The 13,048-nt window shown below is 64.8% G+C and carries 13 protein-coding genes and 1 riboswitch; of the genes, 7 read left to right on the top strand and 6 right to left on the bottom strand.

All coding sequences use genetic code 11. The features are described 5' to 3' along the window. Nucleotides 1–2 precede the first annotated feature (2 nt). From DH08_RS31410 to DH08_RS31395, 4 genes are all read left to right on the top strand, one after another. A complete protein-coding gene (locus DH08_RS31410) occupies nt 3–1,043 on the top strand; it encodes a 2-hydroxyacid dehydrogenase (RefSeq protein ID WP_192183108.1) in 1,041 nt (346 codons plus the stop codon). A 45-nt stretch (nt 1,044–1,088) separates the two neighbouring features. Beyond that, a complete protein-coding gene (locus DH08_RS31405; RefSeq protein WP_192183107.1) occupies nt 1,089–2,606 on the top strand; it encodes a glycerol-3-phosphate dehydrogenase in 1,518 nt (505 codons plus the stop codon). After that, complete coding sequence (locus DH08_RS31400; protein ID WP_192183106.1) at nt 2,606–3,679, top strand: class II aldolase/adducin family protein; 1,074 nt, start codon at nt 2,606–2,608, stop codon at nt 3,677–3,679. The genes DH08_RS31405 and DH08_RS31400 overlap by 1 nt, the downstream gene beginning before the upstream one ends. Nucleotides 3,680–3,762: 83 nt before the next feature. Next, a complete protein-coding gene (locus DH08_RS31395; RefSeq protein ID WP_192183105.1) occupies nt 3,763–4,704 on the top strand; it encodes a sugar phosphate isomerase/epimerase family protein in 942 nt (313 codons plus the stop codon). A gap of 57 nt (nt 4,705–4,761) precedes the next feature. Here DH08_RS31395 and fba read toward each other — a convergent pair whose 3' ends face one another. Next, nucleotides 4,762–5,826 (bottom strand): class II fructose-bisphosphate aldolase, encoded by a 1,065-nt coding sequence (gene fba, locus DH08_RS31390; protein ID WP_120014302.1) that lies wholly within the window; start codon nt 5,824–5,826, stop codon nt 4,762–4,764. 273 nt (nt 5,827–6,099) lie between these two features. Between fba and DH08_RS31385 the strand changes: the two genes are divergently transcribed. Genes DH08_RS31385 through derI form a run of 3 tightly spaced genes read left to right on the top strand, consistent with a single transcriptional unit; the run spans nt 6,100 to nt 8,109 of the window. Continuing rightward, nucleotides 6,100–6,870: a DeoR/GlpR family DNA-binding transcription regulator gene (locus DH08_RS31385; RefSeq protein ID WP_192183104.1), complete on the top strand. Its 771-nt coding sequence runs from the start codon at nt 6,100–6,102 to the stop codon at nt 6,868–6,870. A gap of 12 nt (nt 6,871–6,882) precedes the next feature. Next, a complete protein-coding gene (locus tag DH08_RS31380) occupies nt 6,883–7,641 on the top strand; it encodes a triose-phosphate isomerase (RefSeq protein ID WP_192183103.1) in 759 nt (252 codons plus the stop codon). Between the two features lie 27 nt (nt 7,642–7,668). After that, entirely contained in the window at nt 7,669–8,109 is a 441-nt protein-coding gene (gene derI, locus DH08_RS31375) for a D-erythrulose-4-phosphate isomerase (RefSeq protein ID WP_120014119.1), read from the top strand. Here derI and dhaL read toward each other — a convergent pair. The 5 genes from dhaL to mtnK all read right to left on the bottom strand — a co-directional run bounded on the left by dhaL (nt 8,106) and on the right by mtnK (nt 13,030). Then, nucleotides 8,106–8,744: a dihydroxyacetone kinase subunit DhaL gene (gene dhaL / locus DH08_RS31370; protein WP_192183102.1), complete on the bottom strand. Its 639-nt coding sequence runs from the start codon at nt 8,742–8,744 to the stop codon at nt 8,106–8,108. The two genes, derI and dhaL, sit on opposite strands and share 4 nt — an antisense overlap. A gap of 8 nt (nt 8,745–8,752) precedes the next feature. Then, entirely contained in the window at nt 8,753–9,760 is a 1,008-nt protein-coding gene (locus tag DH08_RS31365) for a dihydroxyacetone kinase subunit DhaK (protein ID WP_192183101.1), read from the bottom strand. Nucleotides 9,761–9,835: 75 nt separating this feature from the next. Further along, nucleotides 9,836–10,309: a 6,7-dimethyl-8-ribityllumazine synthase gene (locus tag DH08_RS31360; protein ID WP_192183100.1), complete on the bottom strand. Its 474-nt coding sequence runs from the start codon at nt 10,307–10,309 to the stop codon at nt 9,836–9,838. 77 nt (nt 10,310–10,386) lie between these two features. Continuing rightward, nucleotides 10,387–10,588: riboswitch (FMN riboswitch) on the bottom strand. A gap of 79 nt (nt 10,589–10,667) precedes the next feature. Further along, nucleotides 10,668–11,762, bottom strand: coding sequence for an S-methyl-5-thioribose-1-phosphate isomerase (gene mtnA, locus DH08_RS31355; protein WP_192183099.1), 1,095 nt, complete (start codon nt 11,760–11,762; stop codon nt 10,668–10,670). Beyond that, a complete protein-coding gene (gene mtnK / locus DH08_RS31350; protein ID WP_192183098.1) occupies nt 11,759–13,030 on the bottom strand; it encodes an S-methyl-5-thioribose kinase in 1,272 nt (423 codons plus the stop codon). The genes mtnA and mtnK overlap by 4 nt, the downstream gene beginning before the upstream one ends. Nucleotides 13,031–13,048 lie beyond the last annotated feature (18 nt).

Below are 13,048 nucleotides of genomic sequence, written 5' to 3'. Positions count from 1 at the left end.
GCATGCAGAAGAAAATAGCGATCATCGGCGACCGTTTCATGCTTCCGGAGGTGTTTCGGTCGGAGATCGAGAAGGCCTGCGGCAACAGCCTCGACATCCGCACGCTCGAGATGGCCTGGCCCGACGAGCCGATGGAGTTCGGTAATCCGGCGCTCGGCCTCGACAAGGTCAAGGAGTATTTCGGCGATCCGGACGAGGTGGTCGATTTCATCGGCGACGCCGAGATCTTCGTCACCCAGCTGTCGCCGCTGTCCGATGCCATGATGCGGCGCCTGCCGCTACTCAAGCTGGTCGCGGTGTCTCGCGGCGGACCGATCAACATCGACATGGCGGCTGCGAAAACGCATGGCATCACGGTGGTCAATGTGCCGGGACGCAATGCCAGCGCGGTGGCCGAATTCACCATCGGCGCCATCCTTGCCGAGACAAGGCTGATCCGCGTCGGCCACGAAGCCTTGCGCAAGGGCGAATGGCGGGGCGATCTCTACCGCGCCGACCGCACCGGCCGCGAGCTCAGCGAAATGACCGTCGGCGTCATCGGCTACGGCAATATCGGCACCAGGTTGGTGCGCCTGCTGCGCGCCTTCGGCTGCCGCATCCTGGTTTCCGATCCCTATGTGCAACTGAGCGCCGACGACCGCAATGCCGGCGTCGAACTGGTCGCGCTGGACGATCTTCTCGCCCGCTCCGATGTGGTCACGCTGCATTCCCGCGTGACCGCGGAAACCCGTTGGCTGATCAACAAGGACACCATCGCCAGGATGAAGCCCGGCGTGATCTTCATCAACACCGCGCGCGGCCCGCTGGTCGACTATGACGCGCTCTACGATGCGCTGGTGTCCGGCCACATCGCCAGCGCCATGCTGGAGACCTTCGCGGTCGAGCCGGTGCCGTCGGACTGGCCGCTGCTGCAGCTGCCCAATGTCACGCTGACGCCGCATATCGCCGGCGCCTCCGTGCGCACCGTCACCTACGCCGCCGAGCAGGCGGCCGAGGAGGTGCGTCGCTTCATCGCCGGTCTGCCGCCGGTCAATCCGTGCTAAGGCCGCCGCCATGAAACGGACAGTCTGCAGCGAGGGCCTAGCGTGATGAGCGGCGACAGCGAAATCGTCGACCTCTTCGTCATCGGCGGCGGCGTCAACGGCGCCGGCATCGCGCGCGATGCGGCCGGCCGCGGACTTTCCGTCATCCTGTGCGAAAAGGACGATCTCGCCGAAGGCACCAGCTCGCGTTCGGGCAAGCTCGTCCATGGCGGCTTGCGCTATCTCGAATATTACGAGTTCCGCCTGGTGCGCGAGGCGCTGATCGAGCGCGAGGTGCTGCTGGAATCAGCGCCGCACATCATCTGGCCGATGCGCTTCGTGCTGCCGCACAGCCCCGACGACCGGCCGGCCTGGCTGGTGCGTCTCGGGCTGTTCCTCTACGACCATCTCGGCGGCCGCAAGCGGCTGCCGGCCACCCGCACGCTCAACCTGCGCACCGCGCCCGAAGGCGCGCCGGTCAAGGATGCCTTCAAGCGTGGTTTCGAATATTCCGACTGCTGGGTCGACGATGCCCGCCTCGTCGTCATCAACGCGCTCGATGCTGCCGAGCGGGGCGCGAAGGTTTTCACCCGCACCGCTTGCACCGCTGCCCGCCGCGAGAACGGCCTGTGGGTCGTGGAAATGCGCGACGGCAGGACCGGCGTCAGAACCACGGTCAGGGCTCGTGCGCTGATCAATGCCGCCGGCCCCTGGGTCAACGACATCGTCAACCGCGTCGCCGGCCAGAACTCCAAGCGCAATGTGCGCCTGGTCAAGGGCAGCCATATCGTGGTGCCGAAATTCTGGGAGGGCCGGCAGGCCTATCTGGTCCAGAACAACGACAAGCGGGTGATCTTCATCAACCCCTACCAGAACGACCTGGCTTTGATCGGCACCACCGACATTCCCTATGACGGGCGGCCCGAGGACGTGACAGCGGAGGCGAGCGAGATCGACTACCTGATCAGGGTCGTCAACCGCTACTTCAAGCGCGGCCTTGCGCGCAGCGATGTTATCTATTCATTCTCCGGCGTCAGGCCGCTTTACGACGACAATGCCGACAATCCGAGCGCGGTGACCCGCGACTACATCTTCGAGATCGACGCATCGGACGGGCAGGCGCCGCTGCTCTCGGTCTTCGGCGGCAAGATCACCACCTTCCGCAAACTGGCCGAGCACGCGCTGGACCGGATCCAGCCTTTCTTCCCAAAGATGGGCAAGGCGTGGACGGCAAAAGCCCATCTGCCGGGCGGCGACATCGCCAATGCCGACTTCGAGCAGTTCCTCGGCGACCTCGGCCGCGACTATCCCTGGATGCCGGCCTCGTTGCTCAAGCACTATGGCCGGCTCTACGGCACGCGCACCCGCGCGCTGGTCGGCGCCGCCGGCTCGCTCGCCGATATGGGCCGACCTTTCGGCAAGGATTTCTTCGAGCGCGAGGCGAGCTACCTCTTCGCGCACGAATGGGCGCTGACGGCAGCCGACGTTCTCGACCGGCGCACCAAGCACGGCCTGCATCTCAGCGCCGCTGAGCGAGCCGCCTTCGAGGACTGGTGCGCAAACCGATTGGCGAAGGCCGGCTGATGGCTGCACGGATTGATCACGATGCCGCCGAGTTGGAGGCGCTGCAAGCGCTGTCCGCCAGCGTCGGCGCCGACCCGCTGCTGGTCCAGGGCGCCGGCGGCAACACCTCGCTCAAAGAGGCCGGCCTGCTGTGGATCAAGGCCTCCGGCACCTGGCTGATGAATGCGGCCACCACCGACATCATGGTCCCGGTGGAACTGGCCCCCTTGCTCGATGCGGTGGCGCGCAAGAGCCCGGCAGCCGAGAAGGCCGATCAATTCACACCGGCGGATCTCAATCCGCACCGGCTGCGGCCTTCGATCGAGACCACGGTGCATGCCTTGCTGCCGCAGAAGATCGTCGTCCATGTCCATTGCGTCGAGACGATCGCGATCGCCGTGCAGGCCAATGCCGAGGCCCTGCTTGAAGAACGTTTGCGCGGGCTCGACTGGGCGTTCGTGCCCTATCGCCGGCCGGGGCTGCCGCTGGCGCAAGGGATCGCCGAGCGGCTGCAGCCTCGCACCAATGTGCTGGTGCTTGGCAATCACGGGCTGGTCGTCGCCGCCGACACGGTTGCCGAGGCGAGCCTGCTGCTCAGGCGCGTCACCGGCCTGCTCGCCCGCCCGCCGCGCGCGGCACCATCGCCCGATCTCGACGCGCTGATCAGGCTCGCAATGGGCAGCGGCTACCGGCTTCCCGTAGCGGTTGAAGCGCATGCCGCCGCCACCGACCTCGCCAGTTGCCGCATCGCGGCCTCCGGCAGCCTCTATCCCGACCATGTCATCTTCCTCGGCACCGGATCGGTGATCGCCGGTCCGAACGAGAATGCCGACGCCGTGGTGGCCAGGACAACGGCCGCCGGGCAGCCGACGCCGGCCTCCATCCTCTTTCCCGGCAAGGGCATCCTGATGCGCAGGGATGCCAATGCCGGCGCCGAGGCGATGGCGCGCTGCCTCGCCGACGTCGCCGCGCGCATCGATCCCGCCGCGCGCGTCAACTATCTGAGCCTCGAGCAGAATGCCGAGCTGCTGAACTGGGACGCCGAGAAATACCGCCAGGAACTCAACCGGCGCAACGCCACCACACTGCAATGACGGCGCTCGGCCTCGATGGTTGCGGTCTGCATGGTCGTGCCGTCGAGCGCGATGCCCGGCTGGCCTGAACAGGAGTTTCGATTTTGGCCTTTACGCTGTCCCTCAACACCAATCCGCTGGTCAACCGCTTTGCCGACCCGGACGATCTGATCGACGCGATCGCCTATGGCATCGGCATCAGGGACGTGCAGCTGACGCATGAGTTCGTCAGTCCGGGCTGGCCGCCGGCGACGATCGCCAAGTTCGTGCGCTTGTTTCGTTCAGCGCTGGACCGGACGGGCGTGCGCATCACATCGGGCATGACCGGCCCCTATGGCCGGCTCAACCATTTCGGCCATCCCGACGCCGACGTGCGCCGCTACTATGTCGACTGGTTCAAGATTTTCGCCGACATCTCGGCCGAGCTCGGCGCCAGCGGCATCGGCACGCAGTTCGCCATCTTCACCCACAAGGACTATGACGATCCCGAGCGCCGCGCGAAGCTTCTCGACATCGCGCTCGAATGCTGGCGCGAGGTCGCCGAGCACGCCAAGGCCGCGGGGCTAACCTATTTGTTCTGGGAGCCGATGTCGGTCGGCCGCGAATTCGGCCATACCATCGAGAGCTGCCGGGCGCTGCACCGGGAGATCGAGGCGGCCGGCATGGCCATTCCGCTGCAGATGATGGTCGACATCGACCATGGCGACGTCACCTCGAGCAATCCGGCCGACATCGACCCCTATGCCTGGGCCGAGGCCTTTCCCAAAGAGTCGCCGATCATCCACATCAAGCAGTCGTCGATGAACAAGGGCGGCCACTGGCCGTTCACCGCCGCCTACAACAAGGACGGCCGCATCACGCCGGAAAAATTCCTGGAGACCGTGCGGCGCGGTGGCGGCACCGACAACGAGATCTGCCTGGAACTGTCGTTCCGCGAGCGCGATCCGGTCGACCATCAGGTCGTCGCCATGATCCGTGAATCGGTCGACTACTGGGCGCCTTTCATCGACGCTGGCAGGGCGGACCTGTTGCCGCGGGCAAAATGAAAGGGCGGAAGCCGATCTGGCTCCGCCCTTTGAGCCGGATCGTCCCGGCGGCCGAACTCAGCCGAACTTCGGGTCGAGGCTGCCCGACTTGTAGCGCTTGGCCATTTCGGCGACCGGCAGCGGCTTGATCTTCTGGGCATTGCCGGCGGTGCCGAACTGCTCGAAGCGCTCCTTGCAGAGCTTGCGCATCGCGGCCATCGCCGGCGTCAGATATTTGCGCGGGTCGAACTCCGAGGGGTTCTCGGTCAGCACCTTGCGGATCGCGCCGGTCAGCGCCATGCGGTTGTCGGTGTCGATGTTGATCTTGCGCACGCCGTGCTTGATGCCGCGCTGGATTTCCTCGACCGGCACGCCCCAGGTCGGCTTCATCTGGCCGCCATATTTGTTGATGATCTCCTGCAGGTCCTCCGGCACCGAGGACGAACCGTGCATGACCAGATGCATGTTCGGCAGGCGGCGGTGGATCTCCTCGATCACGTTCATGGCCAGCACCGCGCCGTCGGGCTTGCGCGAGAATTTGTAGGCGCCGTGGCTGGTGCCCATGGCGACAGCCAGCGCGTCGACATGGGTGTCCTTGACGAACTCGACCGCCTGCTCCGGGTCGGTCAAAAGCTGGTCGTGGCTGACGGCGCCTTCGACGCCGTGGCCGTCTTCCTGCTCGCCGCCGCCCATCTCCAGCGAGCCGAGCACGCCGATCTCGCCTTCCACCGAAACGCCGCCCCAATGCGCCATGTCGACGACGCGGCGCGTGATGCCGGAATTGTAGGCATAGTCGGCCGGCGTCTTGCCGTCTTCCTTCAGCGAGCCGTCCATCATCACCGAGGTGAAGCCGTACTGGATCGCGGTGACGCAGGTTGCTTCGTTGTTGCCATGGTCGAGATGCATGCAGACCGGGATGTCGGGGTGGATTTCGACCAGCGCATCGATCAGCTTGGCCAGCACCACGTCATTGGCATAGGCGCGCGCGCCGCGGCTCGCCTGCAGGATGACCGGCGACTTGGTCTCCTCAGCGGCCTCCATGATGGCAAGGCCCTGTTCCATGTTGTTCATGTTGAAGGCCGGCACGCCATAGCCATGTTCGGCGGCATGGTCGAGCAATTGTCTCAGTGTGATGCGAGCCACCCAATAGTCTCCCGTGTCTGGTTTCGAACCGTGTCTGTTGGCTGGCCGACCGTCGTCCAGCCCGTTGATGCTTCTGGCCGGATTTCCGCCGGACCGCAACCTGTCGACCGCGCGTCCGAAGCAATTCTTGTTACAGGACCGCAATCACAGGCGGACCGATATCCCAGAGAAATATAACATTATCACAAAGATTTTGGTGCAAACGTGCTTTTCCGGCGTTATATATCCGATCATGGGTTGAACGCGCAGCGTGTTGCGCGAGAAAGCGCCGGGATGAAAAGCGACGGCCGCCGCCAGGGCATCATGGATTTTCTGATGGACGCCGGCACGGCGTCGGTCGACGACCTTGCCTCGCGCTTCGGCGTGTCGAAGATGACCGTGCATCGCGACCTCGACGAACTCGAGGAAAGCGGCTTTCTGCGCAAGGTGCGCGGCGGCGCCTCGATCCAGCCGAGCGGCCTGTTCGAGAGCGATTTCCGCTACCGGCAGAAGCAGGCGGCCGAGGAAAAGCAGCGCCTGGCGGCCGCCGCGGTAGCGATGATCGAGCCGGGCCAGACCGTGATCATCGATGACGGCTCGACGGCGGGCGGCATTGCCGGTCGCCTCGCCGATCTTCGCCCGCTGACGGTGATCTCCAACAATCTGGCTGTCATCCAGGAACTGGCCGGCGTCGGCGGCATTACGCTGATCGCGCTTGGCGGCCAGTACAGCAAGAAATTCCATGGCTTCTTCGGCCTGCTCACCGAGGACATGCTGAAGTCGCTGCGCGCCGACGTCGCCTTCCTGTCGTCGTCCGCCATCCACGGCGCGTCGGCTTTCCATCAGGACCAGGAAGTGGTGCAGACCAAGCGGACGATGATGGCTGTCGCGGCGCGCAAATATCTGCTGGTCGATCACGGCAAGTTCGGTCGCACGGCGCTGCATTTCCTGACCGATCTCAGGGCGTTCGACACCGTCTTCACCGGTCGCGAACTGCAACCGCAGCTGCGCGAAGCGCTGGATGGCGCTGGCGTTTCACTGACGGTGGTTGGCAACAAGGATTAGGGAGCCGTACGCGTGGTCTACTGGGTCGGTACAAGCTGGAAGATGAACAAGACGCTCGCCGAGGCGCTCGACTTCGCGCGAGCGCTAGCCGGCTTCGTGCCGGGTTTCGACGAGCGCATCCAGCCCTTCGTCATTCCGCCGTTCACGGCGGTGCGCGAGGTCAAGGCTGCATTGTCGTCGACGCGCATCAAGGTCGGCGCGCAAAACATGCATTGGGCCGACGCCGGCGCCTGGACCGGCGAGATCTCCCCTGTGATGCTCGAGGATTGCATGCTCGATCTGGTCGAACTCGGCCACAGCGAACGGCGCGAGCATTTCGGCGAGACCGACCATGCCGTCGGCCTGAAAACGGCAGCGGCGGTCAAGCACGGGCTGGTGCCGCTGATCTGCGTCGGCGAAACGCTTGCCGAGCGCGAAGGCGGTAGGGCCGATGCGGTGCTGACCGCGCAGGTGCAAGGCGCGCTGCAATTCCTCGACGGCGAGGCAAAGGGCGCAAAGATCCTGTTTGCCTACGAGCCGGTCTGGGCGATCGGCGACAAGGGCATTCCGGCCAGCTCCGACTATGCCGACAGGCAGCAGGCGCTGATCAAGGAGGTGGCCGGCAGTCTTTTGCCTTCGGTACCGCCGGTTCTCTATGGCGGCAGCGTCAATCCGCAAAATGCCGCCGAGCTGATCGGCCAGCCCAATATCGACGGCCTGTTCATCGGCCGCTCGGCCTGGCAGGCGGACGACTACATCGACATCCTCAGCCGTGTCTCGGCGGCAATCTGAACCCATCGAATAGGAAAGGGCAAAAAAATGAAAATAGCCATTGGAGCCGACAGCGCCGGTAAGCCGCTGCTCGACGTGATTGCGGCCCATCTCGCCACCAAATCCGGCCTTACGGTCAGCGATCTCAGCCAGGCTGGCTACTATGCCGATCTGTCGCAGAAACTCGCGCAGACGATCGTCGACGGCGAGAACGACCGCGGCATCCTGTTTTGCGGCACCGGCATCGGCGTTTCGATCTCGGCCAACAAGGTGCCGGGCATTCGCGCGGCATTGACCCACGACACCTATTCGGCCGAGCGCGCGGCGAAGTCCAACAACGCCCAGATCATCACCATGGGCGCCCGCGTCATCGGTCCGGAACTGGCCAAGGCGATCGTCGACACCTGGCTGGCCTCGGAGTTCGACGAGAAGGGCCCGTCGGCCGGCAACGTCCAGGCGATCAATCGGCTCGATGCGGCGAAGGGCTAACCGAGGCTGCTCTTCATCGCGCCGATGACAGTGACGGCCGACGCCGCGCCCGGATCGATGTGCCCGAGCGAGCGCTCGCCGAGCCGCGAGGAGCGGCCCTTGGCCGCGATCATGTCCTTGGTCGCTTCCGCACCACGCTCGGCAGCGGCGAAGGCGGCATCGAGGCTTTCAGCCAGGGACTTGCCGGCGGCATGCGCGGTGGCCGCCGCTTGGGCCGCCGGCTGCCAGGCGTCGATCATCGTCTTTTCGCCGATCTCGGCCTTGCCGCGATCCTTGATGCCTTGCGTCATCGCCTGGAACAAGGCGATGACGTCGGCATCGGCCAGCGCCGCCTTGCCCTTGATGGCGGCAGCTCCACGCATGAGGGCCGTCGCGTAGAGCGGGCCCGACGAGGCGCCGACGGCATTGAGGAACGATTTTGCCGCCGTGTTCAGCAGCGCTGTAGGCTCGATCGCCGCAAGGTCGAGCGGCTCAAGCGCGTCGCGCACCGCGCCGAAGCCGAGCGCCATGGCAATGCCGTGGTCGGCGTCGCCGATGACGCCGTCGAGCTGGCAGAGCCGGTCCTTGTCGGCCTCGATCGCCACCGCGATGGCATCGAACATGTGCTTCAGCCGAGCCGTGTCGATGGCTGTCATGGTGTGCCTCAGCCGGCGCGGAACATGGCGCAGTCGCAAGGGTGGTCGAGCATCGTCTGCAGCTCGCCGTCGAGATGCTCCAGTGTCACCGAGGCGCCGGCCATTTCAAGCGAGGTGCAGTAATTGCCGACCCAGGTCGCGTGGATTGCAACACCGATGTCGTCGAGCCGCTGTTTGACGTGCCGGTTCATGATGTAGAGCTCCATCAGCGGCGTCGAGCCGAGCGAGTTGACGAGCACGGCGACCTTGTCACCGCGCGACGGTGCCATCTCGGCGAGGATCCTGTCCAGCATCTCGTCGGTGATCTCGTCGGCCGTTTTCAGCTTGCCGCGCGCGATGCCCGGCTCGCCATGGATGCCCATGCCGATCTCCATCTCGTCGGCGCCGATCTCGAAATTCGGCCGGCGAGTCTGCGGCAGCGAGCAGGGCGAAAGCGCCACGCCCATGGTGAAGGTGTGGCCGTTTGCCTTCCTGGCGATACGCTCGCATTCGTCGAAGGAAAGCATCCGATCGCAGGCCGCACCCGCCGCCTTGAAGATGAAGAAATTGCCGGCGACGCCGCGCCGTTTGTCCCGCTGGTCGCGCGGCGCGGAGGCAACGTCGTCGGTGGTCAGCACGGTGCGCACCTCGATGTCGTCCATCGCGGCCATCTCGGCGGCCATGTCGAAATTCATCACGTCGCCGGCATAGTTGCCATACATGAACAGCACGCCGGCGCCGCCGCTCACCGCCTTGGCGCATTCGAGGATCGGGTCCGGCGGCGGCGAGGCAAAGACGTTGCCTATGGCCGCGGCATCCGCCAGCCCCTTGCCGACAAAGCCGAGAAAGGTCGGCTCATGGCCCGAGCCGCCGCCGATGACGAGGCCGACCTTGCCGGGACGTGGACCGTCACGGGCGACGATCGAGCGCGGGCTGCCGTCCACGCTCCTGAGGTGGCGAGGATGCGCGGCGAGGATCCCTTCGAGCATCTCGTCGACGGAGCGGTTGCCGTCATTGATGATCTTCTTGGTCTGCACCGGCATCCTCCCGACTTTCGGTATTTTCCCAGATATTACCGGGTGTTGCCGGGATTTCCACCCGGCAAGGGCGCTTCAAGCCGCGATCTGTTCTCGCGCGGCGAGAATCTCGACGCAGGCATTGGCCGCCTCTTTGCCCTTCACTTGAAAATGCTCGAAGAAGAAGCGGTGATGCTCGGCGCTGTCGTGATAATTATGCGGCGTCAGCACCGCAGAGAGCACCGGCACGCCGGTCGCCAGTTGCACGTTCATCATGCCGTCGATGACGGCGCCGGCGACGAAATCGTGCCGGTAGATGCCGCCATTGACGACGAAGGCCGTGCCGAGGATCGCGGCATAGCGGCCGGTCCCGGCCAAAGTCTTGGCATGCAGCGGAATCTCGTAGGCACCCGGCACGTCGAACACATCGACGGCAAGGCGGCCGCCGCCGAGAACGGCAAGCTCGGCCTCGAACGCCGCCACGCACTGGTCGACGATGTCGGCATGCCAGCGCGCGCGAATGACGGCGACGCGAGCGATTTCATAGTCTTTTGGGGAATGCTGATTCATGGGTCCATCCTTCCGTTTCGAACCAGAATCAGGACGCACGATACGAAAATCCGGCCCGCACAAGCGGCCCGTCTTCCGTTCGTTCTCTTCCATCCGGACTGTGACCGTCGGCTCCGGAATCACACCGGATCTGCTGACCTTTCCGGCTAAGCGGAAAGCGCTCGCGGGCTTGGGCCTCGCGCATGACCCCGAAAACCGGAACGGTTTTCGGAAAGGAATCATGCGCAACCAAGAGTCCTTACCGCCGGTGGGGACTTTCACCCCGCCCTGAGAACATTGACGGCGTTTGTATGGAAGGGCAGTGCGTTGCTGTCAATCGCCGACAGGTGTTGGAACAACGATCCGTTCCATCTGCCAATCAGCCGCGCTCGGGGAACATCGCCTTCAACCCTTCGCGCGAGGCCTTGGCGATGCCGCGTTCGGTGATCAGGCCGGTGACCAGCCGTGCCGGCGTCACGTCGAAGGCGGGGTTTGCCGCCGGCGTCGCCTCCGGTGAGACACGCACCTGGGCGATATCGCCGGACGCGGTCTTGCCCCAGACCAGCGACACCTCGTCGCCGGAGCGTTCCTCGATCGGGATTTCGGCGAGACCGTCGCCGACCGTCCAGTCGATGGTCGGCGAGGGCAGTGCGACATAGAACGGCACGTCATTGTCGGCGGCGGCAAGCGCCTTGAGATAGGTGCCGATCTTGTTGCAGACGTCACCACTGGCAGTCGTGCGGTCGGTGCCGACGATGACCATGTCGATCTGGCCGCGCTGCATCAGGTGGCCGCCGGCATTGTCGACGATCAGCGTGTGCGGCACGCCATGGCCGGCCATCTCCCAGGCGGTCAGCTGGGCGCCCTGGTTGCGCGGCCGCGTCTCGTCGACATAGACATGGACGGGAATGCCGGCCTCGGTCGCCAGATAGATCGGCGCCGTAGCGGTGCCGTAGTCGACGGTCGCCAGCCAGCCGGCATTGCAATGGGTCAGGATGTTGACGGGTTCGCCCGGCTGCTTGCGTGCCGCGATCGCCTTGATGATCTCAAGCCCGTTCTCACCGATGGCGCGGTTCAGCCCGACATCCTCGTCGGCGATTTCGGCGGCGCGGCGGTAGGCTGCCTCGGCTCGTTGTTCTACCGGCAGTGGCTTGAGGAAGCGCCGCATCTCGTCGAGCGCCCAGCGCAGATTGATCGCCGTCGGGCGCGTCTCGTGCAAGGTTTCCCAGACGGCATCGAGAGCGGCGTCCGACGGGTCCTCGGCCATCTGGATAGCGACGCCGTAGGCGGCGGTGACGCCGATCAGCGGCGCGCCGCGCACCCACATGTCGCGGATCGCGGTGGCGATGCCGGCAACCGTGCCGATCTTTTCGACGCGAAAATCATGCGGCAGCCAGCGCTGGTCGATGATCGCGACCGAACGCTTGTCGTCGCTCAGCCAGATGGTGCGGTAATGGCGCTCGCCGACGTTCAAATGCTGTTCTCCCGTTCGATCAGCGCGGCCAGGGTGTTGACCTCGTCGATGCTGTGGATCTGGCGCCGGTTGACGGCGAGGTGACGGCCGAATTTCAGCGCCTTTGCTTCACATCTGGCGCGCATGTCTTCGTCGGCAATGGTCTCGAAATCGGCATTGTGGGCGAGGCCGAGGATGCGCCGGTGCACCTCGATGCCGGCGAAACCCAGCAGGTCGGTCCAGATCGAATGCAGCACGTGGTCGAGCGCCTGTTCGGCGCCGAGCAGGTCACCCTGATCCTCGAACAGGCTCTTCTGGTAGAGCATGCCGCTGCGCTCGGTTCGCCATAGATGCGCGAATTCGGTGCGGAACACGGCCCATGTCTCGACGACGACATCGAGCAGATAGGCACGCATGGCGTCGCGCTTGTCGGTCTGCTCATGGCCGCTTTGCGAGAAGAAGGACATCCAGAAATTGGCAAGCAGCATACCGACGTCGAAGGCCATCGGGCCGTAGAAGGCGAACTCCGGATCGATCATCCGGGTTTCCTGGTCGGTGACCATGATCGAGCCGGAATGCAAATCGCCATGCAGCAGCGTCTCGGCATTGGCGGCAAAGAGATGCTTCAGCCGCTGCGCCTCGACCTTGAGGTCACGGTCGGCGCGCAACTCGGCCACCAGGCTGTCGAGTTGCGGGCTGGTATGGCGATTCATTTTGGCGTCGAAATAGGGGTCGGAGAACACCAGGTTCTCGGTGATGTCGCAAAGCTCGACATTGTCGGCGAACAGCGCCAGATCCGCCTTGCGATCCTTGGTCACCATCGAGAGGTCGGAGCCGCGAAACAAAGTGCACGCCATGAACAGGCCGATGTCCCTGGCGATGTTCGGCAATTGCCTGCCTTCGATCAGCGCCCGCCGCAGAATGATGTGCGGCGACAGATACTCCATGATGATCAGCGCCTGGCCTTCGTCGAAATGATAGATCGCCGGCACCGAGCCGGGTGCGCGCGCTTCCTGCCTGGTCAGCGCATGATACTCGAAGAAGGAGCGCTTCAGCGGCAGCGGCCAGCTGTCGCCGACCAGCCGGACATAGGGCAGGGCCTGCTTGACCACGGCAGCGCCCGTTTCACCTTCGACGATGAACACAAGGTTCAGATTGCCGTCGCCGACCTCGCGCACTTTCCAGCGACTTGTGTCCTTGCCGATCTTCGCGGTGAGCGCGTCGTTGGCGCCAAGGCGCGTCGGCAGCGTCTCGACCGATAGTGCTTCGAACGGCAATTTCTGCGTCATCGTCATCCTCCCGCATAT

The organism is Mesorhizobium amorphae, from assembly GCF_014843845.1.
GTDB classification, from domain to species: Bacteria; Pseudomonadota; Alphaproteobacteria; order Rhizobiales; family Rhizobiaceae; genus Mesorhizobium; species Mesorhizobium amorphae_A.
The sequence above is the reverse complement of the archived record's forward strand: the minus strand, read 5'-3'. Positions and strand labels throughout refer to the sequence as shown.